The 22663-nt window shown below is 71.2% G+C and carries 22 protein-coding genes, 1 tRNA gene and 2 pseudogenes; 9 read left to right on the top strand and 16 right to left on the bottom strand.

The window, feature by feature from the left end; translation table 11 throughout:
• Nucleotides 1-284: 284 nt before the first annotated feature.
• Complete coding sequence (locus ACZ7BZ_RS23835; protein ID WP_470360063.1) at nucleotides 285-2594, top strand: transglycosylase domain-containing protein; 2310 nt, start codon at nucleotides 285-287, stop codon at nucleotides 2592-2594.
• Nucleotides 2595-2635: 41 nt separating this feature from the next.
• Here the strand turns inward: ACZ7BZ_RS23835 and ACZ7BZ_RS23840 are convergent, their stop codons facing one another.
• Both ACZ7BZ_RS23840 and ACZ7BZ_RS23845 read right to left on the bottom strand, forming a co-directional pair.
• Nucleotides 2636-3808, bottom strand: a complete 1173-nt coding sequence (locus tag ACZ7BZ_RS23840; RefSeq protein ID WP_470360064.1) for a winged helix DNA-binding domain-containing protein — start codon at nucleotides 3806-3808, stop codon at nucleotides 2636-2638.
• A 55-nt stretch (nucleotides 3809-3863) separates the two neighbouring features.
• Entirely contained in the window at nucleotides 3864-4754 is an 891-nt protein-coding gene (locus ACZ7BZ_RS23845) for a LysR family transcriptional regulator (RefSeq protein WP_470360065.1), read from the bottom strand.
• A gap of 131 nt (nucleotides 4755-4885) precedes the next feature.
• Here ACZ7BZ_RS23845 and ACZ7BZ_RS23850 point away from each other — a divergent pair, with 131 nt between their 5' ends.
• A complete protein-coding gene (locus ACZ7BZ_RS23850; RefSeq protein ID WP_470360066.1) occupies nucleotides 4886-5605 on the top strand; it encodes an SDR family oxidoreductase in 720 nt (239 codons plus the stop codon).
• A gap of 27 nt (nucleotides 5606-5632) precedes the next feature.
• Here the strand turns inward: ACZ7BZ_RS23850 and ACZ7BZ_RS23855 are convergent, their stop codons facing one another.
• Both ACZ7BZ_RS23855 and ACZ7BZ_RS23860 read right to left on the bottom strand, forming a co-directional pair.
• Nucleotides 5633-5935 carry a GroES family chaperonin gene (locus ACZ7BZ_RS23855; RefSeq protein ID WP_470360133.1) on the bottom strand — a complete coding sequence of 101 codons (303 nt, stop codon included), beginning with the start codon at nucleotides 5933-5935 and terminating at the stop codon, nucleotides 5633-5635.
• A 186-nt stretch (nucleotides 5936-6121) separates the two neighbouring features.
• On the bottom strand, nucleotides 6122-6463 hold the full coding sequence (locus tag ACZ7BZ_RS23860) for a DUF3618 domain-containing protein (protein ID WP_380458685.1): 342 nt from the start codon (nucleotides 6461-6463) through the stop codon (nucleotides 6122-6124).
• Nucleotides 6464-6618: 155 nt separating this feature from the next.
• Here ACZ7BZ_RS23860 and bcp point away from each other — a divergent pair, with 155 nt between their 5' ends.
• On the top strand, nucleotides 6619-7092 hold the full coding sequence (gene bcp / locus ACZ7BZ_RS23865; protein ID WP_030284109.1) for a thioredoxin-dependent thiol peroxidase: 474 nt from the start codon (nucleotides 6619-6621) through the stop codon (nucleotides 7090-7092).
• 85 nt (nucleotides 7093-7177) lie between these two features.
• Here bcp and ACZ7BZ_RS23870 read toward each other — a convergent pair whose 3' ends face one another.
• A complete protein-coding gene (locus ACZ7BZ_RS23870) occupies nucleotides 7178-9700 on the bottom strand; it encodes a chitinase C-terminal domain-containing protein (RefSeq protein ID WP_470360067.1) in 2523 nt (840 codons plus the stop codon).
• A gap of 124 nt (nucleotides 9701-9824) precedes the next feature.
• Here ACZ7BZ_RS23870 and ACZ7BZ_RS23875 point away from each other — a divergent pair, with 124 nt between their 5' ends.
• A complete protein-coding gene (locus ACZ7BZ_RS23875) occupies nucleotides 9825-9953 on the top strand; it encodes a hypothetical protein (RefSeq protein WP_470360068.1) in 129 nt (42 codons plus the stop codon).
• A gap of 584 nt (nucleotides 9954-10537) precedes the next feature.
• Nucleotides 10538-10619 (top strand) — tRNA-Leu (locus tag ACZ7BZ_RS23880).
• Between the two features lie 63 nt (nucleotides 10620-10682).
• Here ACZ7BZ_RS23880 and rdgB read toward each other — a convergent pair.
• From rdgB to ACZ7BZ_RS23900, 4 genes and pseudogenes are all read right to left on the bottom strand, one after another.
• A complete protein-coding gene (gene rdgB / locus ACZ7BZ_RS23885; RefSeq protein ID WP_470360069.1) occupies nucleotides 10683-11288 on the bottom strand; it encodes an RdgB/HAM1 family non-canonical purine NTP pyrophosphatase in 606 nt (201 codons plus the stop codon).
• 31 nt (nucleotides 11289-11319) lie between these two features.
• Nucleotides 11320-11709 (bottom strand): hypothetical protein, encoded by a 390-nt coding sequence (locus ACZ7BZ_RS23890; RefSeq protein ID WP_470360070.1) that lies wholly within the window; start codon nucleotides 11707-11709, stop codon nucleotides 11320-11322.
• A gap of 138 nt (nucleotides 11710-11847) precedes the next feature.
• Nucleotides 11848-12573 carry a ribonuclease PH gene (rph, locus tag ACZ7BZ_RS23895; protein WP_380458696.1) on the bottom strand — a complete coding sequence of 242 codons (726 nt, stop codon included), beginning with the start codon at nucleotides 12571-12573 and terminating at the stop codon, nucleotides 11848-11850.
• 107 nt (nucleotides 12574-12680) lie between these two features.
• Nucleotides 12681-12944: pseudogene (locus tag ACZ7BZ_RS23900) on the bottom strand (PTS sugar transporter subunit IIB); the annotation flags it as partial.
• 376 nt (nucleotides 12945-13320) lie between these two features.
• On the opposite strand from ACZ7BZ_RS23900, the gene ACZ7BZ_RS23905 reads away from it, so the two are divergent.
• The 3 genes and pseudogenes from ACZ7BZ_RS23905 to ACZ7BZ_RS23915 all read left to right on the top strand — a co-directional run.
• Nucleotides 13321-14610 (top strand): PTS transporter subunit EIIC, encoded by a 1290-nt coding sequence (locus ACZ7BZ_RS23905; protein ID WP_470360071.1) that lies wholly within the window; start codon nucleotides 13321-13323, stop codon nucleotides 14608-14610.
• 572 nt (nucleotides 14611-15182) lie between these two features.
• Nucleotides 15183-16454 (top strand): PTS transporter subunit EIIC, encoded by a 1272-nt coding sequence (locus tag ACZ7BZ_RS23910; protein ID WP_470360072.1) that lies wholly within the window; start codon nucleotides 15183-15185, stop codon nucleotides 16452-16454.
• Nucleotides 16455-16705: 251 nt separating this feature from the next.
• Nucleotides 16706-16939 (top strand): annotated as a pseudogene (locus ACZ7BZ_RS23915) (hypothetical protein); the annotation flags it as partial.
• Here ACZ7BZ_RS23915 and ACZ7BZ_RS23920 read toward each other — a convergent pair.
• A complete protein-coding gene (locus ACZ7BZ_RS23920; protein ID WP_470360073.1) occupies nucleotides 16927-17673 on the bottom strand; it encodes an MBL fold metallo-hydrolase in 747 nt (248 codons plus the stop codon). The pseudogene ACZ7BZ_RS23915 and the gene ACZ7BZ_RS23920 overlap by 13 nt on opposite strands.
• 209 nt (nucleotides 17674-17882) lie before the next feature.
• Nucleotides 17883-18071, bottom strand: a complete 189-nt coding sequence (locus ACZ7BZ_RS23925) for a MerR family transcriptional regulator (RefSeq protein ID WP_380463708.1) — start codon at nucleotides 18069-18071, stop codon at nucleotides 17883-17885.
• A gap of 189 nt (nucleotides 18072-18260) precedes the next feature.
• Between ACZ7BZ_RS23925 and ACZ7BZ_RS23930 the strand changes: the two genes are divergently transcribed.
• Nucleotides 18261-18725, top strand: a complete 465-nt coding sequence (locus ACZ7BZ_RS23930; protein ID WP_470360074.1) for a type II toxin-antitoxin system PemK/MazF family toxin — start codon at nucleotides 18261-18263, stop codon at nucleotides 18723-18725.
• Here the strand turns inward: ACZ7BZ_RS23930 and ACZ7BZ_RS23935 are convergent.
• The 5 genes from ACZ7BZ_RS23935 to ACZ7BZ_RS23955 form a co-directional block, all read right to left on the bottom strand.
• A complete protein-coding gene (locus ACZ7BZ_RS23935; RefSeq protein WP_470360075.1) occupies nucleotides 18722-19690 on the bottom strand; it encodes a PLP-dependent cysteine synthase family protein in 969 nt (322 codons plus the stop codon). The two genes, ACZ7BZ_RS23930 and ACZ7BZ_RS23935, sit on opposite strands and share 4 nt — an antisense overlap.
• Before the next feature lie 91 nt (nucleotides 19691-19781).
• Nucleotides 19782-20060, bottom strand: coding sequence for a MoaD/ThiS family protein (locus ACZ7BZ_RS23940; protein ID WP_360496886.1), 279 nt, complete (start codon nucleotides 20058-20060; stop codon nucleotides 19782-19784).
• A 121-nt stretch (nucleotides 20061-20181) separates the two neighbouring features.
• Nucleotides 20182-20301: a putative leader peptide gene (locus ACZ7BZ_RS23945; protein WP_317621128.1), complete on the bottom strand. Its 120-nt coding sequence runs from the start codon at nucleotides 20299-20301 to the stop codon at nucleotides 20182-20184.
• Nucleotides 20302-20451: 150 nt separating this feature from the next.
• Nucleotides 20452-20883 (bottom strand): M67 family metallopeptidase, encoded by a 432-nt coding sequence (locus ACZ7BZ_RS23950; protein ID WP_470360076.1) that lies wholly within the window; start codon nucleotides 20881-20883, stop codon nucleotides 20452-20454.
• A gap of 101 nt (nucleotides 20884-20984) precedes the next feature.
• On the bottom strand, nucleotides 20985-22427 hold the full coding sequence (locus tag ACZ7BZ_RS23955) for an amino acid permease (protein WP_470360077.1): 1443 nt from the start codon (nucleotides 22425-22427) through the stop codon (nucleotides 20985-20987).
• Nucleotides 22428-22663 lie beyond the last annotated feature (236 nt).

Consider the following 22663-nt stretch of genomic DNA (forward strand, 5'->3'; position numbering starts at 1 on the left):
CGGGTAGGCGGATACCCGCAGGCACCCGCCCACGCCCCAGCGGCTCCGACCGGCCGCACCCGGGGGTGCCGGGCCGGACGGGCGGAGCTGTCGGAAAGTCAGTGCGCTATGCAATTTGCACCTTTCACCGTACCGCCGGCCCCCACCGCCCGCACCCGGTTTTCCGACGCACCCCAGGGCGCGCGACACGGCCCGCACGACCGCGCACCACACGGCCCGCACAACCGCGCACCTCAGACCCCCTGCCACCGCTGAACCCGCGTCAAATAGCAGATAATCCCGTCATGACGTTGAGCACCCGCCGCCAGGCCAAACGGGCCGCCCGCCGCGAAGCCCGCCGCGCCCTCCCCCTCTGGCGCCGGCTCCTGCCCACCTGGCGGATCACCCTCGGCACCCTCGCCGCACTGCTGCTGCTCGCCGTCGGCGCCTTCGCCGTGCTCTACGTCATCGTCCCGGTGCCCGACCCCAACGCCCGCGCCGTCGCCCAGAACAACATCTACCTCTACGCCGACGGCACCACTGAGATCGCCCGCACCGGAGCCGTCAACCGCACCGACGTCACCATCGACCAGATCCCGCTGCAGACCCAGCAGGCCGTCGTCTCCGCCGAGGACCGCACCTTCTACCAGAACCGCGGCATCGACCTGAAGGGCATGCTCCGGGCCGGCTGGAACACCCTCCTCGGCAAGGGCATGCAGGGCGGCTCCACCATCACCCAGCAGTACGTCAAGAACTACTACCTGACCCAGGACCAGACCTTCGAACGCAAGGGCCGGGAACTCTTCATCGCCCTCAAGGTCGACCAGCAGCGCGACAAGAAGGACATCCTCGCCGGATACCTCAACAGCAGCTACTTCGGCCGCGGCGCCTACGGCATCCAGAGCGCCGCCCACGCCTACTACGGCGTCGACGTCTCCCAACTCACCCTCGGCCAGGGCGCCTACCTCGCCTCCCTGCTCCAGGCCCCCAGCCTCTACGACGTCAAGACCGCCACCCCGGCCAACCGCGAGAAGGCCGTCGCCCGCTGGAACTACGCGCTCGACGGCATGGTCCAGCTCGGCTTCCTCACCACTGCCGACCGCACCGCCACCACCTTCCCCGACCCCATCGACCCCCAACCCGCCACCGGCCTCGCCGGCCAGGCCGGCTACCTCGTCGGCGTCGCCGACGACTACCTCATCTCCTCCGGCACCATCGACGCCGCCACCCTCAAGGCCGGCGGGTGGCGGATCACCACCACCTTCGACAAGCCCAAGCAGGACGCCTTCGTCAAGGCCGTCCAGGACGAGCTCACCGACGAACTCGACCCCAAGGCCCGCCCCACCACCGACACCGACGTCCGGGTCGCCGGCGCCTCCGTCGAACCCGCCACCGGCCGGGTCGTCGCGGTCTACGGCGGCCCCGACTACGCCAAGCAGCCCTACAACGACGCCCTGCGCCAGGACAACCAGATCGGCTCCACCTTCAAGCCGGTCGACCTCGCCGCCGGCCTGATCGCCCAGCACACCGTCGACGGCCGGCCGATCACCACCGAGACCCGCTACGACGGCACCAGCGAACGCCCCGTCACCGGCGGCCCCACCCCGTACGCGCCGCCCAACGAGGACGACGTCGACTACGGCAACATCACCCTGCGCCACGCCATGGTGAAGTCCGTCAACTCCGTCTACGCCCAGGAGGGCGTCGACGCCGGACTCGCCCGCGTCCGGGAGACCGCCATCAAGCTCGGCATCCCCGACAGCGTCCGCGGCATGGACCCGGCCAACACCTCGATGACCCTCGGCACCGCCACCCCCAGCGCCCTCGACCTGGCCGGCGCCTACGCCACCCTCGCCAACCACGGCCAGGCCCACGCCCCGTGGTCCGTCCAGAAGCTCGAACGGGTCGCCCCCGGCGGCGCCGTCGACGTCCCCAAGATGCCCGACCACAAGGCCACCGACGCCATCGGCCGCACCATCGCCGACTCCGTCACCGACGTCCTGCGCGACGTCGTCAGCCCGCGCGGCACCGGCGCCGCCGCCCTCGACCTCGGCCGCCCCGCCGCCGGCAAGACCGGCACCACCGACGCCAACCTCTCCGCCTGGTTCGCCGGCTACACCCCCGAACTCACCACCACCGTCGGCCTGTTCCGGGAGAACCCGAAGAGCCACGCCAAGGAACCGCTGTCCGGCACGGCCGGCCTCACCCGGATCAACGGCGGCGCCTTCCCCACCAAGATCTGGACCGCCTACATGACCGCTGCCCTGAACGGCACCCCCACCCAGCAGTTCGACCTGCAGGCCGGCCACGGCAACCCGGGCACCGACAACTGGCCCACCACCACCGGCTCCACCAGCCCGAGCGCGAGCACCACCCCCAGCACCGCCCCCACCGGCGCCCCCGCGACCACCACCCCCAGCCACGCCCCCAGCGCGCCCCCCGCCACCGAGCAGCCCGGCCCCGGCGCCCCCAGCCCGCAGAACCCCCAGCCCACCCCCAGCCAGGACCAGCCCACCCCGAGTGCCCGGCCCACCCAGACCCGGCCCACCCGGCCCAGCAACCCGCCCACCGCCACCACCGGGCCCAGCAACCCGGCGACGGCGCCCGCCCAGTGACCCAGCCCTGACCCCTCGCTGAAACCCACGCCCACCCGGACCTACCCGGACGCCAACTCCCGCTCCAGCGGCGTCCGGAACCGCGGCGTCACCCGCACCGCCCCCAGCCAGCCCGCCAGCCGCCCCGCCTCCGCCGCTACCGCCCGCTCGGCCTCCGCCCCGACGTCCCGGAACAGCCGCCACACCACCGCGCCGTCCGCCCGCTGTGCCCAGCCGCCGACCACCTCGCCGCACCACCACACCGTCGGTCCGGCATTGCCCGCCCGGTCGAACAGCGCAGGCACGTCCTCCGGCCGCAGGTACCAGTCCCGCCCGCGCCAGCCCATCACCGCCGGGTCCAGCGCGGGCAGCAGCGCCGCCCACGGCTCCGGGGCCGCCACCGGCCCCTCGTCCCCCGGCAGCACCACGGCCGCCGCGCCGTCCGCCAGCGCCACGGCCCGCGCGTCCACGTCCGCCAGCGCCTTCCGGACGTCCCCCAGCGTCCAGCCCGTCCACCACTTCACGTCCTCGACCGCGGCCGGACCGTACGCCGCCAGCCAGCGCCGCACCACCTCCGCCTTCGCCTCCCGCACCGGCACGTCCGGCCACTGCGGCACCAGCGCCCACGGATAGCTGCTGCTCAGCCACGACCCGCGCGGACGGCACCGGCGCACGTGCCCGTCCGAGGCCAGCAGCCGCAGCAGGCGGCTGCCCACACTCTGCTTGGCCTCGTACGCCTTGCCCGCCGACATCAGCATCGTCTCGCGCAACTGCGGTACGTCGTCGCCGAGTTCCTTGGTCGTCGCCTCGCCGCGAACGGCCAGCGCGGCCAGCACCGCGCGCTCCGTCTCCGCCAGCCGGGCCTCGTCCCAGCCCTCCGCGTGGTCGCGCAGGTGCTTCAGCAGCGTCGCCCGCTCCTTCGCCGCGACCGCCCGCGCGGCCGCCGAACTCACGTACGGGGCGAGGCTCTCCGTCACCGCGAAGATCGTCCGCCGCATCGACAACAGCTTCACCAGCGAGACGGACTCGTACAGCGCCCGGTCCACCTCCGCCGTCGAGGGCTCCGCCAGCCGCGCACAGGCCGACAGGTACACCGTCGCCGCGTCCGTCGCGTGCAGCCCGACCACCGCGTCGGCCACGCCCTCCACCCGCACCGCCCGCACCGAGGGCGCCAACAGCTGCCGACGCCCCAACCGGGCCCGCCGCTCCACATCACCGATCACCCGGACACTCATGCCCGGACCCTAGCGGCTGCCACTGACGAACCCTGCCATTCGCCGCCCCGGCCGCCTACGCCGTGGACCCCGCCTCCGCATCGGCCGCGGACTCGGCCAGCTCCGCGAACTCCGCGATCAGCGGCGACGTCCGCCCCGCCGCCCAGGCCAAGCACACCCGGTGGGGCGCGATGTCCGACACCGGCACGTGCACGACGTCCGAGCGGGTGTAGAAGGCCGCCATCGACAACGGCAGCACCACCATCCCCTCCCCCTCCGCCACGCACTCCAGCTTCTCCTCCACCGTGTCCAACCGCGGCCGGGACCGCTCCGGCCGCCGCCCGGACACCCCCGGCAGATCCCGCCACTCCGGCACGAAGTCCGGATCCTGCAGCAACAGCTCACCACTCAACTCGGCCATCGGAACCGATACTTCACCGGCCAGCCGGTGCCCGGCCGGCAACACCGCCACCCGCGGCTCGGTGAACAGCGGGCGCAGCACCAGACCCTGCCGGTCCACCGGCAGCCGGACGCAGGAGACGTCCGCCCGGCCGTCCAGCACCACCCGGGCCTGGTCACTCCAGCAGGTCCGCAGCACCTCCACCGCCAGCCCGGGATGCCGCCCGCGCATCCCCCGCACCGCCGCCGTCACCGTCACCGTCACGCCGGGCATGAACCCCACCACGAACCGCGCCGGCCCCTCGCCCGACCGCCCCACCCGACGACGCAATGCCTCCGCCGCCGCCAGCAACGGCGGCGCATCCTCCAACAACTGCCGCCCCGCGTCCGTCAGTTCGGTCGACCGCCGGTCACGCCGGAACAACTGCGCACCGAACTCCGCCTCCAGCGCCCGGATCTGCCGCGACAGCACCGGCTGCGCGATGTGCAACCCCATCGCCGCCCGCCCGAAGTGCAACTCCCGCGCCACCGCCACGAAGTACCGCAGCTTCCGCAGATCGACGTCCACCGCCACCCCCACTCCCCGCTCCCGGCTGATACCCCGAGGGTATGACAGCCGACCGAACAGGTCTTGGACCACATCACCCCGCCCGGAGCACGATCGACACACCCCCGAACCACCCCACGAAAGGCACCACCATGGCCCTCAAGGAACAGCACGTCGTCGTCCTCGGCGGCACCTCCGGCATCGGCCTCGCCACCGCCGCCCTCGCCGCCGAACGCGGCGCCCGCGTCACCGTCGTCTCCAGCCGACCGGACAGCGCCCGGCGCGCCCTCGCCACCCTGCCCACCGGCACCACCGCCGAGACCGCCGACCTCACCGACAGCCACCAGGTCAGCGCCCTCTTCGACCGCCTCGGCCCCCTCGACCACCTGGTCTACACCGCCGGCGACCCGCTCGCCCTGATGACCGTCGACACCATGGACCTCGACGCCGCCCGCGCCTTCTTCACCCTGCGCTACTTCGGCGCCCTCGACGCCGTCCGCGCCGCCACCCCGCAGCTGCGCCCCGGCGGCTCGATCACCCTCACCTCCGGCACCGCCGGCCTGCGCCCGGTACCGGGCTGGAGCGTCGCCGCGAGCGTCTGCGGCGCGGTCGAAGGCCTGGTCCGGGCGCTCGCCGTGGAACTCGCACCGATCCGGGTCAACGCCGTCCGGGCCGGGATGATCCGCACCCCGCTCTGGTCCGGCCTGCCCGAGGCCGACCGCGAGCAGCTGTACGCGCAGACCGCCGCAGCCCTCCCCCTCGGCCGGATCGGCGACCCCGAGGACACCGCCGAGGCCTTCGCGTACCTGATGGAACAGCGCTTCGCCACCGGCACCGTCGTCACCGTCGACGGCGGCGGCCTCCTCGCGTAGGGCGCCCGGTCGGAGGAGCAGCCCCGGTCAGAGGTAGAGGCCGGTCGAGCCCTCCGTGTCACCGAAGCGGGTCGCCGCCACCGCGTGCAGGTCGCGCTCGCGCAGCAGCACGTAGGTGGCCCCGCGCACCTCCACCTCCAGCTTGTCCTCCGGGTCGTAGAGGACGCGGTCACCGGGCTCCACCGAGCGCACGCTCTGACCCACCGCCACCGCCTCCGCCCAGGTGCAGCGCTTGGACAGCTCCGCGGTCGCCGGGATGACGATGCCGCCGGTCGAGCGGCGCTCGCCCTCGGCGCCCTCGATGCGCACCAGCACCCGGTCGTGCAGCATCCGGATCGGCAGCTTCTCGCCCAACCGGTCGTGGCGCACCGGGTCGTGGCCGTGGTCGGCATGGGTCGGGTTGTCGTTCGTACTCACGGTCCCGAAGGTACCGCCCCCGGGCGCGGCGTGTGACGTCGGCCCGGAATGCGGAAGGGCCGGGCCGCCCGACGGCGTCCCGGCCTTCCGGCACCACGGTCAGTCCTTGCGGCGCTTGCGGGACGAGGCGAGCAGCACCACCAGGCCGAGGCCGACCACCGCGGCCGGGACGATCCGCTCCTTGCGCGGCTGCCCCTTCTCGTCCACGAACTGCGCCTTGACCTGCTCCAGCAGGCCGTTCGCGGCCACGTACGCCCGGGCCGTCTTCTCCTCGACGGTGGCCATCGCCTTGGCCTTGACCTGCGCGGAGATGGTGCTCGGGTGGATCCGTACGGCCAGCTCGTCCAGGTTCGCCGCCAGCCGGTCGCGGGTGCGCTCGATGTCCGCCTCGATCTGCGCAGCCGTCCGCGCCGGCTTGTCCTGCGTGCTCGCCTCGCCCACTCGGGCCACCCCATTCACTTGCCGATGTAGTCCTGTCGTCCTGTGCGACCAACCCAGTTTGTCAGCTGCCGAGCAGGGACGCGCGGCCCCACCCACCAACGGAGGTAAGTTTGCCGTGGTACGACCGCCCGTCCCAGCCCCAGGAGAGTACGACCGTGACTGAGCGCCTCCAGCCCGGCGACACCGCGCCCGCCTTCAGCCTGTCCGACGCCGACGGCAACCAGGTCTCACTCGCCGACCACCTGGGCCGCAAGGTCATCGTCTACTTCTACCCGGCCGCCCTCACCCCCGGCTGCACCAAGCAGGCCTGCGACTTCACCGACAACCTGGAGGTCTTCGCGGGCGCCGGCTACGACGTCATCGGCATCTCGCCGGACCAGCCGGAGAAGCTCGGCAAGTTCCGCGAGAAGGAGGACCTCAAGGTCACCCTGCTCTCCGATCCGGACCACCAGGTGCTGGAGGCCTACGCCGCCTACGGCGAGAAGCAGAACTACGGCCGCACCTACCAGGGCGTGATCCGCTCCACGATCGTCGTGGACGAGCAGGGCAAGGTCGAGCGCGCCCTCTACAACGTCAAGGCCACCGGGCACGTCGCCAAGCTGCTGCGCGACCTCAAGGTCGAGGCCTAGAAGGCACGGAGCGGTGGCGACACACCCCCCGACCGGGTGTGCCGCCACCGCCGTTCCTCACCTCGGGTGACCGCCGCCGTCGGCGTCAGCAGGCCCCGAGGTCGCTCCAGACGCCCCAGGCGCCACTGGCGGAGGGGTCGTCGCCCTTGGTCCACCACTTGTTCTGGTAGTAGTGCCCCTTCCAGGACACCTTGGTCGGCGTCGCGTAGGTGGTGCCCGCGTCCCAGCCCGGGGCGGCCGCGCAGGCACCGGACGTCGGCGTCGCGGTCGGGGTGGGCGTTCCGGTCGGAGTCGCGGTGACCGTCGCGGTCGGCGTCGGCGTCGGGGTCGGGGTCGGCGTGGCCGTCTGAGTCGGTGTGGGTGTGGGCGTGCCGCCGTCCACCGCGCCCCGGGTCAGGTCACCCTTGATCCCGTACGGCGTCCCGCCCACGTTGACCGTCCAGTTCGACGGCGTGGACACCGGCAGGTAGTAGACGAAGTCGATGTCGACCGAGGCGCCCGGCGCCAGCGACTGCCAGCCCGGCAGCTTGACCGACACCCGGTTGTACGTGCCCTTCAGCCCGCCGACGTTGCCCGGCCCCGGGTTGTCCTGGCGGATCACCTGCAGCCCGAAACCGGACTGGTCCTTGGCGTTGCCCGGTGCCGAGGCGGAGTAGTCGAACTGGAACTCGGTGCCGCCCGGCAGGGTCAGCGTCGAGTTGTTGACGATGTGCAGCTTCGGGTTGATCGGGTAGTTGGAGTCGCCCAGCGCGAAGTTGGTGAACGACACGTCGATCGGCAGGGTCTGCTGCGGCAGCGGCACCGTCGAGCGGACCGCCCCGTACGGGCTCGCCGCCTTGAACTTGTCGTACATCAGCGAGGTGAGCGTCGAACCGGGGACGTACTCGCCCTTGCCGCCGTTGGCGCTGGCGTCCCACCGGTAGTCGCCCGCGAGCTCCCAGATCATCGCGCCGCCGGCGCCCTGGTCGACGATGTAGTCCGCCTTGGCGCCCACCGACTGCTCGTCCTCGGTGGACAGGAACACCTTCTTGGAGTCGTTCCACAGCCACGGCGCGACCAGGCTGGAGCTGTAGTTGCGGGTGTAGCTGCCCTGGAGGGCGGTGTCGGTCACGCCGTACTCGGAGAGGTAGTCGGGCAGGATGCCCTTCTCCAGGTTCTTGGCGTGCCACATCGGGTTCGACCCGGCCGGGGACTCCTTGCCCGCGTCGTCCTTGTCGTTCCAGATGTTGTCGATGCCGACCGCACCGTCACCGCAGGAGGTCAGTCCGGAGCCGGCCGGGCAACCGGTCGCCGGGGCGGTGCCCCAGAGGCCGTTGGTGCCGCCCTGCACGTTCTTGAAGCCGCGGGTGTAGTACGGCAGGCCGACGTTGATCCGGCCGGCCGGCATCGCGCCGCGGAAGTAGTGGTACGACCAGTCGGCGTTCAGGTAGCCGATGCCGCCGTACTGCGCAGTGCCGTACACGTTGGCCGCCGCCAACTCGCCGTCCTTGCCGTCGTCGTAGAGCGAGGCGTTCGGGCCGACGTACTTGTTCCAGGCGCCGTGCAGGTCGTACGACATGATGTTGACGTAGTCCAGGTACTGCGCCACCTGGAAGGTCTCCATGCCGCGCAGCAGGTACCCGGAGGACGGCGCCGCCACCGACAGCAGGTAGTGCCGGCCGTCGGCCGCGCCCGCCTTGTCGAGGCTCTCCCGCAGGGTCTTCATCAGCGCCGCGTAACCCTTGGCCAGCGAACCGCGCTTGGCGTTGGCGAGCTGCCAGTCCAGCGGGTTGCCGGCGTCCTTCATCGAGGTCGGGTACTCGTAGTCGATGTCGACGCCGTTGAAGCCGTACTTGCGGATGAAGTCGACGGACGAGGCGGCGAAGGTGTCGATGCCGGCCTGGTTGACGCTGCCGTCCGGGTTGACCGTCATCGAGTAGAAGCCGCCGGAGTCCACCCGCTTGCCGTCGTCCCCGAAGTAGCCACCGGTCTCGGTCCAACCACCCACCGAGATCAGGGTCTTGACGTTCGGGTACTGCTTCTTGAACTTCGTCAGCAGGTTGAAGTGGCCCTTGTACGGCAGCGTCGGGTCCAGCTGGGCGGCCGGCACCCCCGGGAAGTCGATCCCGGTGGCCTCGTTGGTCGGGCCGTCCGCACCGACGGACAGCTTGTTGTCGCCGCCGACGTGCCCGAAGGCGTAGTTGAGGTGGGTGACCTTGTCCCAGGGGATGTCGCTCACCAGGTAGGGCCGGTCGCCGTTCTTGCCGGTGCGCCAGCCGGTGAAGTACCCGATGATGCGGCGCTGGTGGTCCGCGCCCATCTTCTCGCGCCCGCCGGTGTCGTAGACCGAGCAGTACGGCACGTCCACCCCGGGTGTCCGGTACATCCCGTCCGGACGACAGGCCGAGTTGTCGACGGCCGCCGACGCCTCCGAGGGCGCCGCGCCCAGCGTCGCCATCACCAGCCCGGCCAACGCGGCCGCCGCCACCGAGGCGACACCCGCCCGGGCGGCGGAGCTCTTACGGATCAACACTCGGTCCTCCAGGAGAGAGTGTCGGCGCGTGCCCGTGGGGGAGCACGCACGTGGGGGATTCCAATTGGCGCCGAAGCTATGTGGTCTGAACCACATAGGTCAATAGGTCTGTACCAATTGGTCATCGTTCGGCAAACCCACGACCACCCGTGACCGAACCGCCGCCCGCTCGTCCCCACCGCGGGAGGAAGGGGCACGACAGCTGCCCAAAGAGGCCGCCATGCCGGTCAAGTACACCCGTGGACTGCCGGCCGAGGCCGCAGCCGCCGCGACCACGCTGGACGAGATGCCGGTCGCGCTCGCCGCGAACCGAACCCGTACGACCGCTCCTACCTGCGGCAGCGGATGAGGCGTACGACATCGACGCGTCGCGCCTCCCCGAGCCCGGGACCTTCCACACGGAGGAGCTCCTGCGGAAGGCCGTTGCAGCCTCCCACCGCGTGGCCCGAGTGACCCGCCACCTCAACCGGCGCCAGGCCGGCGGCACGCAGGCCCATGTCGGGCGACGCATCAGGGCTTTCGGAATCGACGCTTCCCACTTCGGCGGAGGCGCGCACAACCGCGGCACGCCCTCACCCCGACGACTGTCGCCGGCGGAACTCCTCGTTCGGCGCCCGGCGGAGGCCAGGCCCAGGCGGGCACCCGGCTTCCGCATCCGCCGAGCCCTGGCGGATCTCGGCGGCCGGAGAAGTGCGAGAGTCGCGGCACGGGCCCTGAACGGCAGGGGCGACCGATGACCCTGGAGGTCGACCAATTCAACGGTGACCGGTCGGACAACCGACCCCGACGACCTCAGGTTGCCCTGCCCGAACTGCCATGCCATCACTCCGACCTACCGCAGGCGGAAGAAGGGCGACCCCACCGCTCGGTGACAAGTGAAACGAAGGTGCCAGCCGTTCCGCACGCCCAGTAACATGATGGCCAGCAGGACAGGCGGCCGTGGCGCAGAGGCGACGCAGACGGTTTAGGTCCGTTGGCCCGTGAGGGCTTGAGGGTTCGAATCCCTTCGGCCGCACTGTTTTTACCTTCACATCGAAGGCCGCGACCGAACGTATCTCGGTCGCGGCCTTCGCTCTTCTCAGCCGATCAGCTCCTTGACCACCGGCACCAGCCCCCGGAACGCCCGGCCCCGGTGGCTGATGGCGTTCTTCTCCTCCGCCGTCAGTTCCGCGCAGGTCCGGGTCTCGCCGAGCGGCTGCAGGATCGGGTCGTAGCCGAAGCCGCCGTCGCCCGCCGGGGCGGTCCGCAGGGTGCCGAGGAGGCGGCCCTCGACGACGCGCTCGGTGCCGTCCGGCAGGGCGAGGGCGGCGGCGCAGAAGAAGTGGGCGCCGCGGTGCGGTTCGGCGATGTCGGAGAGCTGGGCGAGCAGCAGGTTGAGGTTGGCGAGGTCGTCGCCGTGCTTGCCGGCCCAGCGGGCGGAGAAGATGCCGGGGGCCCCGTTGAGGACGTCCACGCAGAGGCCGGAGTCGTCGGCGACGGCGGGCAGGCCGGTGGCGCGGGCCAGGGCGTGGGCCTTGAGGAGGGCGTTCTCGGCGAAGGTGACGCCGGTCTCGGGGACGTCCGGGATCTCGGGGTAGGCGTCGGCGCCGACGAGTTCGACGTCGAGGCCGGCGTCGGTGAGGATGGCGCGCAGCTCGGCGACCTTGTGCCGGTTGCGGGTGGCGAGGATCAGACGGGTGGACATATCGCCCACCCTATCCAGAGGCCGGAATCGATTAACCGGTGCAGACCGAGGTGAGGTTGCCGGCCGCGTCGCCGAGCGGTTTGAGGTCGGGGGCCTGCTTGCGGTCGACGGCCTGCTGGACCTTGTCGGCCTGCTTCTGTAGGTCGGTCACGGCTTTGGCGACGTCGGTGTTCTTGGCGTTCTTGCCGACCTGGTCGAGGTCGCCCTTGAGCTTCTGCAGTGCCTTGCCGGCGGCCACCGAGTCGTTGCTGGAGTCGTCGTAGGCCTTGGTGAGGTCGGCGAGGTCGCCGGTGATCTTCACGGCGGTGTTGCCGCAGTCGACGGCCTTCTGGGCGGCGGAGCAACTCACCATGCTGAGCGGGAGGATCGCGATCAGTGCGGCCGCGGCGAGGGCGGCGGGGCGGGCGATGCTCGAGGCCATCCGGTCCTCCTGGGGGCGCGGGTTCCGCTTGGGGGGACGCGCGCCGCCGGGGGCGCGGTTCCCGCAGCGGGGTGCTGCGGGAACCGTACGGGCTGGGGGCCGGGCGTGTACAGCGGGCCGCCCGGATCCGGGGAGGGGTCAGCCCTCCAGCACCTTGCGCTGGATCTCGTCGAGTTCGGCGCAGCCGAGGGTGCCGAGGTCGAGCAGCCGGTTGAGCAGGTCGCGGTCGAAGGGGGCGCCCTCGGCAGTGCCCTGGACCTCGACGAAGCGGCCGTCGGAGGTGCAGACGATGTTCATGTCGGTCTCGGCGCGGACGTCCTCCTCGTACTGGAGGTCGAGCATCGGGACGCCGTCGATGATGCCGACGCTGACGGCGCTGACGCCGCCGGTGATCGGCTGGCCCTTGGCGCGCAGCAGTTTGCGGTCGCGGGCCCAGGAGACGGCGTCGACGAGGGCCACGTAGGCGCCGGTGATGGCGGCGGTGCGGGTGCCGCCGTCGGCCTGGAGGACGTCGCAGTCGAGGACGATGGTGTTCTCGGCGAGGGCGCGGTGGTCGATGACGGCGCGCAGCGAGCGGCCGATGAGGCGGCTGATCTCGTGGGTGCGTCCGCCGATGCGGCCCTTGACGGACTCTCGGTCGCCGCGGGTGTTGGTGGCCCGCGGGAGCATGGAGTATTCGGCGGTGACCCAGCCTTCGCCGCTGCCCTTGCGCCAGCGGGGGACGCCTTCGGTGACGCTGGCGGTGCACAGCACCTTGGTGTCGCCGTAGGAGACGAGGACGGAGCCTTCGGCGTGCTTGCTCCAGCCCCGTTCGATGGTGATGGGGCGGAGCTGGTCGGGGGTGCGGCCGTCGATACGTGACATAGCCACTGAGCGTAGCCGCTCGGGTGGGTGGTTCCGGATGCGCCTCGGCCCGCCGTTCCCCGGAGCGGGTCGGCGGGCCGCGGGCGGTCGAGCCCGGGTGGCTCAGCTCACATCATGTCCTCGATGTCGGCGGCGATCGGGTCGGCGTCGGTGCCGATGACGACCTGGATCGCGGTGCCCATCTTGACGACGCCGTGGGCGCCGGCGGCCTTGAGGGCGGCCTCGTCGACCAGGGAGGCGTCCTTGACCTCGGTGCGCAGGCGGGTGATGCAGCCCTCGACCTCTTCGATGTTGTCGATGCCGCCCAGACCGGCGACGATCTTCTCAGCCTTGCTGGCCATCTGGTTCTCTCCCTCTGTCTCGGCCCTTCGGCGGCTCTGCCGAGTGCCGTCGTGCGCTGTACTGGGTGGGTCCTCGACCGTCGGGTGGCGAGGTCCGCGCCGGTGGCTGACGCGGGTTCAGCTCTGGTTGCACTGCCGGGCAGCGCGACCAGCATGACCCGAGCCGGTCCGGTCTGCCACGTTAGTCCACTTTTGGCCCATTCCGACGCGCAGGCTCCCGACCGCCACCCGAGGATGACGATCAGCGGGGGCTCGCGTCCCGGTGTCCGGCCTGCGTCCCGAAAAGTGGTCTACACCAATATATGTGTACTCGGATGAACGCAGGAAGGACCCCGGGTGTTCCTGAACCCCGCCCGAGGGTCCCGCAGGGGCTCGCCGGTCGGCAACTGCTCCCGGAGGGCGAAGGATGAGTTCGGCAGGCGCCACGGCCCCGCGGACCACGTGGTGGCACACCTTCTACGGCGGCCTCCAGAAGATGGGCCGCTCGCTGCAGCTCCCGGTCGCGGTGCTCCCCGCGGCGGGCATCCTCAACCGGCTCGGCCAGCCGGACGTGTTCGGCAAGGACGGTCTGGGCTGGAACAACGTCGCCAAGGTCTTCGCGGCGGCCGGCGGCGCACTGCTCGACTCCTCGCTCGGCCTGCCGATGCTGTTCTGCGTCGGAGTGGCGATCGGCATGGCCAAGAAGGCGGACGGCTCGACGGCGCTGGCGGCCGTGGTCGGCTTCCTCGTCTTCTACAGGGTGCTGCACGCCTTCCCAGGGAGCTGCAAGCCGCCGACGGTGCTGGTCAGCGACCAGTGCGTGGACTACTCCTCGGCGAAGGCCGCCGCTGCGACGTACCAGAACCCGGGGGTGCTGGGCGGCATCCTGATCGGCCTGATGTCGGCCTGGCTCTGGGTCCGCTTCCATCGCGTCAGGCTGGTCGACTGGCTGGGCTTCTTCAACGGCCGCCGCCTGGTGCCGATGATCACCGCCCTGGTCGGCATGGTGACCGCGGTGGTCGCGCTGTGGGTGTGGCCGCCGATCGGCCGCGGCCTGAACGACTTCTCGCAGACCCTGGCCGATCTGGGCGCGGGCGGCGCCGGCATCTTCGGCCTGTGCAACCGCGCACTGCTGCTGATCGGCATGCACCAGTTGCTGAACACCTTCGTCTGGTTCCAGTTCGGCGAGTTCACGAAGCCGGACGGCAGCATCGTGCACGGCGACATCCCGCGTTTCCTCGCGGGCGACCCGACGGCCGGCCAGTTCCAGTCCGGATTCTTCCCGATCATGATGTTCGCGCTGCCCGCCGCGGCACTCGCGATCGCCCACTCGGCCAAGCCGCACCGCCGCAAGGAGATCTACGGCCTGATGCTCTCGGTCGGCCTGACCTCTTTCGTCACCGGCGTCACCGAGCCGATCGAGTACTCCTTCGCCTACATCGCCCCGGCCCTGTACGGCGTGCACGCGCTGCTGACCGGCGCCTCGATGGCGGTCACCTGGGGGCTGGGGGTGCACGACGGCTTCAGCTTCTCGGCCGGCCTGATCGACTACGTGATCAACTGGGGACTCGCCACCAAACCGTGGCTGATCATCGTCATCGGGCTCTGCTTCGCCGCCGTGTACTACGCGCTCTTCCGGTTCATCATCGTCAAATTCGACCTGAAAACACCGGGCCGGGAGGACGAGGCCGAAGTGGAGGACGTCACCAAAGCCTGATTCACCCGCCGCTCGCAACGGCGCCCGGAACATCGCCCGGAACATCGCCCACAAAAGGCCCTCGGACCCACCGGTCCGCGGGCCTTCGGCATTTCCGGAAAGGACGTAATTCCCTACCCGGGAGTCACCGAAAAGGTAATTCGGTCGTGATCCGGCCGGACGGCGGGCGCTCGGAACGGGTGCCGACCGCGAGTGGGGACCGTCCCGCCGGGCACGTCCGCGACCCTCCGATCACTCTCGGCAGCCGCCGCACACCCCCGGGAGCGGCCGGATCGTCCGGGCCCGACCCGGTCGGCACCCCCGGCACCGGCCTCGACCCAAGCGCCCCAAGGGCTCCGCGCTTTTTGTTGCGCAAATAGCCAAAATCCCAATCGCGACTGAAATCATGATCGTCGTTCCGCATCCAGGTTTCGATTTCATAGCGCTTCCCGGCGGCAGCGCTATCCGGGGTTCCCCGACTTCTCCACCCGTGCTACAAAACTGGTCTACACCACGTGTGGTGTAGACCAGTTCGCGGTTGGCCCCCTGTGCCCTCCCCCGACCGACCGCCATGCCGTTAGGAACCCACCCCCATGAGTCAGTCTGCGCAGGCACCGGCGCCCGCCACGGCTCCGGCCTCGCCCAGCCCCGCCAAGCAGCTCGGCCAGAACCTCCTCCAGGGTCTGCAGAAGATCGGCCGCAGCCTCCAGCTGCCGGTCGCCGTCCTCCCGGCCGCGGGCATCCTGCTCCGGCTCGGCCAGCCCGACGTCTTCGGCAAGGACGGCCTCGGCTGGGGGAAGGTCGCCCAGGTCTTCGCCACCGCCGGTGACGCCGTGTTCAGCAACCTGGCGCTGCTGTTCTGCGTCGGTGTCGCGATCGGCTTCGCCAAGAAGGCCGACGGTTCCACCGCGCTGGCGGCGCTGGTCGGCTTCCTGGTCTTCAAGAACGTGCTGACCGTCTTCCCGGTCGACGGCACCATCACCGCGGCGCTGCCCGCCGGAAAGCCGCAGGACCCGGGTGTCTTCGGCGGCATCCTCGTCGGCCTGCTGAGCGCCGTGATCTGGCAGAAGTACCACCGCAAGAAGCTCGTCGACTGGCTCGGCTTCTTCAACGGCCGCCGCCTCGTACCGATCATCATGGCCTTCCTCGGCACCCTGCTCGGCGTCGTCATGGGCCTGGTCTGGGGCCCGATCGGCACCGGCCTGACCCACGCCAGCGACTGGCTGACCGGCCTCGGAGGCGCCGGTGCCGGCATCTACGGCGTCGCCAACCGCGGTCTCATCCCGGTCGGCATGCACCAGTTCCTGAACACCTTCTTCCAGCAGCAGGTGGGCAGCTTCACCGACGCCTCCGGCCACACCTGGACCGGCGACATCCCGCGCTTCTTCCACGGTGACCCGACCGCCGGCCAGTTCATGTCCGGCTTCTTCCCGATCATGATGTTCGGCCTCCCGGCCGCCGCCATCGCGATCGCCCACGCCGCGCGCCCCGAGCGCCGCAAGGCCGTCCTCGGCATGATGATCTCCGTCGCGCTGACCAGCTTCGTGACCGGCGTCACCGAGCCGATCGAGTTCTCGTTCATGTTCATCGCCCCGGTGCTGTACCTGATCCACGCACTGCTCACCGGCATCTCGATGGCCGTGACCTGGGGCCTGGGCGTGCACGACGGCTTCGGCTTCTCGGCCGGTCTGATCGACTACGCGCTCAACTGGAACCTGGCCACCAAGCCGTGGCTGATCATCCCGATCGGCCTGGTCTTCGCCGCGATCTACTACTTCACGTTCCGCTTCGCGATCATCAAGTTCAACCTCAAGACCCCCGGTCGCGAGGACGACGACGAGATCGAGGACGTGACCAAGGCCTGACGCCGGTCCCGCCCGCCCCGGAGGCCCCGTCCACCGCCGCTCCCCCAGCGGCCGGGCGGGGCCTTCGGCGTGTCCGGCCCACGACGACGGCGGTTGACGAACCGCCGGAACCCCTGGTCGACTGAAGTCGCGTACGCCTCGTGCCCGTTGGCGACCCGCAGCCACATCGACTTCGGTCGCGTGTGGTCCGCGGCGTTTCGCGGCTGAGCCGCCCCCTCCCCCGCCGCCGCCCGGCTGAGTCCCCGCCCGGCGCCGGGCAGATCGACCGCCTCGTGCAGAGCGACGCCGCCGACGGCTTCGTCCTCGTCCCGCACCTCACCCCGGGCGGGCTGGACGAGTTCGTCGACCGGGTCGTCCCCCTGCTCCAGGACCGCGGCGTATTCCGCACCGACTACGCCGGCCCCACCCTGCGCGACCACCTCGGCCTGCCGGCCCCCGGCCGACGCCGAACCGACGGGGTGTCAGGAGCGGCTCAGAGCTCGTAAACGGCGCCGGCGCGGGCCAGTTCGACCGGGCCGGGGTAGGCGGCGGCGGCGTCGCGGCGGTTGCGCTCGGCGTCGGTCCACGGCGGGATGTGGGTGAGGACGAGCCGGCGGGCGCCGGCGGCGGCCGCGTGCTCGCCGGCCTCCCGCCCGTTGAGGTGGACGGCCTGGTAGGTGTCGCGGCCGTCCAGGTACGCGGCCTCGCAGAGGAACAGGTCGGCGTCGCGGGCGAGTTCGACCAGTTCGGGGCTCTCACCGGTGTCGCCGGAGTAGACCAGCGAGCGGCCGTCGTGTTCCAGTCGGAAGGCGAAGGCGTCGACCGGATGGTTGACCTGCGCGACGGAGACCCGGAACGGTCCGAGCCGGAAGCTGCCCGGGGTGAGCGTACGGAACTCGAACACCTCCTTCATTCCGGGGCTCTCCGGCATGTCGTACGCGCGGGCGAGCCGCTCGGCGGTGCCGGCCGGACCGTACACCGGCAGCAGCCCGGGGCAGCCCTCGGCGCGGTAGTTGCGGGCGACCCAGTAGGCGCACAGGTCGACGCAGTGATCCGCGTGCAGGTGGCTGAGCAGGACGGCGTCGACCTCGTACAGGCTGGTGTACTTCTGCAGCGCGCCGAGCGCGCCGTTGCCGAGGTCCAGCACCACGCGGTAGCCGTCGGCCTCGACCAGGTAGCTTGAGCACGGCGAGTCGGCGGACGGGAAGCTCCCCGAGCACCCCACCACGGTCAGTTTCATCCGAGCCCCTCCGCCCCGACACGTCCTGGCTGCTGTTGGAAAACGGCATCGAAAACAGCATGGAAAACCGCAGGCCGGGCCGGTGGACCGGCCGGTGGTACTGCGTTGGTGTGTTGAGAGTAAGGGCGAACCGGCACTTTGCCCCCGTCCCCGTGCCGGGCTGTGGCTGGAATCACCCAGACCGCCGGGGCGGGGGCAGCGCCGCGGGATCAGCGGTGCCGGGGCCGGTTGCGGGCCCAGGTCCGGATGGTCCCGGGGTACCAGCGGGGATGTCCGCTGCCGTCGATCACGTCCGGTTCCGGCAGCAGCCCGTGCCGCCGGTAGTTGCGGACGGTCTCGGGCTGGACGTTGATGTGCCGGGCGATCTCGGCGTACGACCAGAGTTCGTTGCCGCTCACGAAAGCACCTCCGGGGGGACGGGGGCGGACGTTCGTGAGGCAGCCTTTCCGGGCGGCACCGGGGCGCAGTCGGCAGAACGGGCGTCGTGGCGGATCCGTGACGAACCGGGAGCAACGTACGGACAAATGCTCAACTGTCACAGCCGCCACGGTGGTGGCGTTCACCGCCGGGCCGGTACGGTTCGCCGCATGACTGGCATCTGGGTTGTCCTCCTGGTGGCGGCCGTCGCCGTGCTGGCCGCCGTCGCGGGCGCGCTGCTGCGGCGCACCCGCCCGGCACCGCGCCCGACGAGCCCGACCGGCCCCACCGGACCGCGGCCGCGCCCGAGCACCAAGGCCGGCCCGGAGCCGCAGGAGATCTGGTGGGCCGAGGTGCCGTTCGAGGACGGCCCGGGCTCCAAGGACCGCCCCTGCCTGGTGCTGCGGGTGCACGGCCGGACGGCCACCGTCGCGAAGATCACCAGCAAGCACCACGCGGAGCGCCCGGGCGTGCTGCCGCTGCCGCCCGGTTCGGTGGGCGACCGGCAGGGCCGGGCCAGCTGGCTGGAGACCGACGAGCTGCGCGAGGTGCCGCTGTCGGCCTTCCGCCGCCGGACCGGCACCGTGGACCGGCAGGTCTGGGCCCGGACCCAGGCCGCCCTGCAGCGGAACTAGGCCCAGAGCTGGCCCTGCAGGGCCTCGACCGCCGCCTCGGTGGACTCGGCGGTGTAGATGCCGGTGGAGAGGTACTTCCAGCCGCCGTCCGCGACCACGAAGACGATGTCCGCGCGTTCCCCGGTGGCCGCCGCCTTGCGGCCGACACCGATCGCGGCGTGCAGGATGGCGCCGGTGGACACGCCCGCGAAGATGCCCTCCTGCTGGAGGAGTTCACGGGTGCGGCGGACGGCGTCCGCGGAGCCGACCGAGAAGCGGGTGGTGAGCACCTCGGCGTCGTAGAGCTCGGGTACGAAGCCCTCGTCGAGGTTGCGCAGCCCGTACACCAGGTCGTCGTAGCGCGGCTCGGCGGCGACGATCCGCACGCCGGGGGCCTTCTCGCGCAGGTAGCGGCCGACGCCCATCAGGGTGCCGGTGGTGCCGAGGCCGGCCACGAAGTGGGTGACGGTCGGGAGGTCGGCGAGGATCTCGGGGCCGGTGGTGGCGTAGTGGGCGCCCGCGTTGTCGGGGTTGCCGTACTGGTAGAGCATGACCCAGTCCGGGTGCTCGGCGGCGATCTCCTTGGCCATCCGGACGGCGGTGTTGGAGCCGCCGGCCGCCGGGGAGGGGATGATCTCGGCGCCCCACATCCGGAGCAGTTCGCGCCGTTCCTCGCTGGTGTTCTCGGGCATCACGCAGACCATCCGGTAGCCCTTGAGCTTGGCGGCCATGGCGAGCGAGATGCCGGTGTTGCCGCTGGTGGGCTCCAGGATGGTGCAGCCGGGGGTGAGCCGGCCGTCGGCCTCGGCGCGCTCGATCATGTGCAGCGCCGGGCGGTCCTTGATGGAACCGGTCGGGTTGCGGTCCTCCAGCTTCGCCCAGAGGGTCACCAGGCCGCCGCCGTTGCCCGGCACGGCGGCGGACAGCCGGGGCAGGCGGACCAGCGGGGTGTTGCCGACGGCTTCGAGCGGACTGTCGTATCGCAAGGGAGGCCTCCGGCCACGGCGGTGAGGGTGAAGAGGGCGGCTCCCCCGCCGCCAGACAGCAGGGGCGGGAGAGCCGGGAGACCAGGGCGTCCTAGCGGGCGCCGCCGGCCACGGCGGGCAGGATGGTGACGCTGTCACCGTCGGCGAGGGCGGTGGAGATGCCCTCCAGGAACCGGACGTCCTCGTCGTTCAGGTAAACGTTGACGAAGCGGCGCAGCTCGCCGCCGTCGAGCAGCCGGGCGGCGATGCCGGGGTGCCGGGCGTCGAGGTCGGTGAAGAGTTCCCCGAGGTTGCTGCCGTTGCCCTCGACGGCCTTGGCGCCGTCGGTGTAGGTGCGGAGGATGGTCGGGATGCGGACCTCGATGGCCATGGGTGCGCTCCTGTGCGAGTCGTGGAGATGGGTGGGCCGCAGCGGGCGCGGCGGGGCGGAGGGTGTCCGGGGCTCGGCGCCGCCGGGGAGGTGGCGGGGCCCGGGTGGGGCGGGGCGGCTCTCAGCGGGAGCGCGCGGGCGTGCCGGGACAGATCGCGCCGGCGTGCCGGCACAGGTCGATGTGCAGGCGCGCCACGAGGCGGGTGCCCGGGGCCTGGTTGCTCACATCGACGGAACGCATGGGCTCATCGTATAGATTCCCGGGCCCGCTTCGACATGCCCGTCTCGGGATCCGGATGTTGTTGTTTCGGGTGTTGGGATTCCGCCGTTACGGCACCGGCCCGCCGACCGCTTGCGGCGGGCCGGCGGGCCGCGCCCGGGTGGGCGCCGGTCAGGCCGGGTAGACCTCGACGACCTGGACGTCTTCCTCTGTGATCGCTCCGTCCACGATGCGGAACGAACGGAACTGGTAGGGGTCGTCCTCGCCGTTGCCCTCGGCGGTGGAGACCAGGACGTAGTGGGCGAACGGCTCGGATGCGTAGCTCACGTCGGTGCGCGAGGGGTAGGCCTCGGTGGCGGTGTGCGAGTGGTAGACGATCACCGGCTCCTCGTCCAGGTCGTCCATCTCGCGGTAGAGCTTGAGCAGGTCGCCCGAGTCGAACTCGTAGAAGGTGGGCGAGCGGGCCGCGTTGAGCATCGGGATGAACCGCTCGGGCCGGCCGCTGCCGGCCGGTCCGGCGACCACGCCGCAGGCCTCGTCCGGGTGGTCGGCGCGGGCGTGGGCCACGATCCGGTCGCGGAGTTCTCGGGTGATGGTCAGCATGGTGGTCAGGATGCCACGCCCCGGGAGGCGTCCGCCGGGGCGTCCGAGGCCCGGTCACCGGGTGTCCGCCACCCGGTCGCGGGTGGCCGCGGGCCCGGGGTTCAGCCGCCGCTGCCCGCGTGCAGGTGGTCGTGGGCGAGGCCGTGGACGGACTGCGGGTTGCGGCGCTTGAGGACCTGGTAGCCGATCACCAGCGCCAGCGCCCAGACCGGGAAGACGTACAGCGAGATCCGGTTGTCCTTGTCGAGGGCGATCAGCACCACGACCATGGCCAGGAAGGCGAGGGCGGCCCAGCTGACCCAGGCGCCGCCGGGGGCCTTGAAGGTGGGCGGCGGCAGGTGGCCGGCCCGCCAGGCCCTGCGGTAGCGGATCTGGGAGATCAGGATCATCGCCCAGGTCCACAGCCCGCAGACCGTGGCGACCGAGGTGATGTACTCGAACGCCCGTGCCGGGACCAGGTAGTTGAGCACCACCCCGGCGCCCATCAGCAGGCAGGAGAAGGTGATCGCGAAGGCCGGGGTGCGGCGGGTGTTGAGCTTGGTGAGCCGCCCGGGGGCCTGGCCGCGCAGGGCGAGGTCGCGCAGCATGCGGCCGGTGGAGTACATCCCGGAGTTGCAGGAGGAGAGGGCGGCGGTGAGCACCACGAAGTTGATGATCCCGGCCGCGGCCGGGATGCCGATCTTGCCGAAGGCGGCGACGAACGGGCTGACGCCGGGCTGGAACTCCTGCCACGGGACCAGCGACAGGATGATGACCAGGGAGCCGATGTAGAACAGGGCGATGCGCCAGGGCAGGGTGTTGATGGCGCGCGGCAGGGTCTTCTCGGGGTTCTCGCTCTCGCCCGCGGTGACGCCGACGAGTTCGACGCCCAGGTAGGCGAACATGACGATCTGCAGGGTCATCACGGTGGCGCCGATGCCCTTGGGGAAGAAGCCGCCGTCCTGCCACAGGTGGGTGATCGACGCGGTGTCACCGGCCTTGCTGAAGCCCAGGGTGAGCACGCCGATGCCGATCAGGATCATGCCGATGATGGCGGTGACCTTGACCATGGAGAACCAGAACTCGATCTCGCCGAACAGCTTCACCGAGATCAGGTTGGCCGCGTAGAGGATGACCAGGAAGGTCAGCGCGCTGGCCCACTGCGGGATGCCGGGCGCCCAGAACTTGACGTACACGGCGGCGGCGGTGGTCTCCGCCATGCCGGTGACGACCCAGAACAGCCAGTACGTCCAGCCGGTGACGTAGCCGGCGAAGGGGCCGAGGAACTCCCGGGCGTACTCGGCGAAGCTGCCGGAGACCGGGCGGTAGGTGAGCAGTTCGCCGAGGGCGCGCATGATCGCGAAGATCACCAGGCCGGCCACCGCGTAGGAGAGGATCAGGCTCGGCCCGGACTTGGAGATCGCGGTGCCGGCGCCGAGGAAGAGGCCGGTGCCGATCGCGCCGCCGATCGCGATCATCTGGATCTGGCGGCTGCCCAGCCCCCGTTCGTAGCCCTCCTCGTCCGGTTTCGCGTCGACCACCTGGTCGTAGATCTGCTCGGCCATGGTCACCGTCCTTGGAGGGCCTCGTTTGTGGGGAGAAGTCGTACCACGCCCGATCCGGATGCCGGTGTTCATCTGAGCGATATTTGAGCATGTCCTGCTAGCTTTTGCCCGTTTTATGGGAAAATGCCCCGGCCGATCGTCCACATACTGGACTGAACGGCCGGGGCTTGCCCGAAAGCGGGCAGGATCGACGGACAGGACGTCGAGCGGAGCGCACGGGCAGAGCACGCCGAGCA

This window comes from Kitasatospora sp. NPDC036934 (genome assembly GCF_055608425.1).

What these genes read in the sequence shown, in the direction of transcription:
- ACZ7BZ_RS23870 (WP_470360067.1), bottom strand. Translation starts at nt 9,700, where the DNA reads ATGTGGTTCAGACCACATAGCTTCGGCGCCAATTGGAATCCCCCACGT.
- ACZ7BZ_RS23905 (WP_470360071.1), top strand. Translation starts at nt 13,321, where the DNA reads ATGAGTTCGGCAGGCGCCACGGCCCCGCGGACCACGTGGTGGCACACC.
- ACZ7BZ_RS23840 (WP_470360064.1), bottom strand. Translation starts at nt 3,808, where the DNA reads ATGAGTGTCCGGGTGATCGGTGATGTGGAGCGGCGGGCCCGGTTGGGG.
- rdgB (WP_470360069.1), bottom strand. Translation starts at nt 11,288, where the DNA reads ATGTCCACCCGTCTGATCCTCGCCACCCGCAACCGGCACAAGGTCGCC.
- ACZ7BZ_RS23850 (WP_470360066.1), top strand. Translation starts at nt 4,886, where the DNA reads ATGGCCCTCAAGGAACAGCACGTCGTCGTCCTCGGCGGCACCTCCGGC.
- ACZ7BZ_RS23955 (WP_470360077.1), bottom strand. Translation starts at nt 22,427, where the DNA reads ATGGCCGAGCAGATCTACGACCAGGTGGTCGACGCGAAACCGGACGAG.
- rph (WP_380458696.1), bottom strand. Translation starts at nt 12,573, where the DNA reads ATGTCACGTATCGACGGCCGCACCCCCGACCAGCTCCGCCCCATCACC.
- ACZ7BZ_RS23890 (WP_470360070.1), bottom strand. Translation starts at nt 11,709, where the DNA reads ATGGCCTCGAGCATCGCCCGCCCCGCCGCCCTCGCCGCGGCCGCACTG.
- ACZ7BZ_RS23920 (WP_470360073.1), bottom strand. Translation starts at nt 17,673, where the DNA reads ATGAAACTGACCGTGGTGGGGTGCTCGGGGAGCTTCCCGTCCGCCGAC.
- ACZ7BZ_RS23950 (WP_470360076.1), bottom strand. Translation starts at nt 20,883, where the DNA reads ATGCTGACCATCACCCGAGAACTCCGCGACCGGATCGTGGCCCACGCC.
- ACZ7BZ_RS23910 (WP_470360072.1), top strand. Translation starts at nt 15,183, where the DNA reads ATGAGTCAGTCTGCGCAGGCACCGGCGCCCGCCACGGCTCCGGCCTCG.
- ACZ7BZ_RS23875 (WP_470360068.1), top strand. Translation starts at nt 9,825, where the DNA reads ATGCCGGTCAAGTACACCCGTGGACTGCCGGCCGAGGCCGCAGCCGCC.
- ACZ7BZ_RS23835 (WP_470360063.1), top strand. Translation starts at nt 285, where the DNA reads ATGACGTTGAGCACCCGCCGCCAGGCCAAACGGGCCGCCCGCCGCGAA.
- ACZ7BZ_RS23930 (WP_470360074.1), top strand. Translation starts at nt 18,261, where the DNA reads ATGACTGGCATCTGGGTTGTCCTCCTGGTGGCGGCCGTCGCCGTGCTG.
- ACZ7BZ_RS23945 (WP_317621128.1), bottom strand. Translation starts at nt 20,301, where the DNA reads ATGCGTTCCGTCGATGTGAGCAACCAGGCCCCGGGCACCCGCCTCGTG.
- ACZ7BZ_RS23855 (WP_470360133.1), bottom strand. Translation starts at nt 5,935, where the DNA reads ATGCTGCACGACCGGGTGCTGGTGCGCATCGAGGGCGCCGAGGGCGAG.
- ACZ7BZ_RS23940 (WP_360496886.1), bottom strand. Translation starts at nt 20,060, where the DNA reads ATGGCCATCGAGGTCCGCATCCCGACCATCCTCCGCACCTACACCGAC.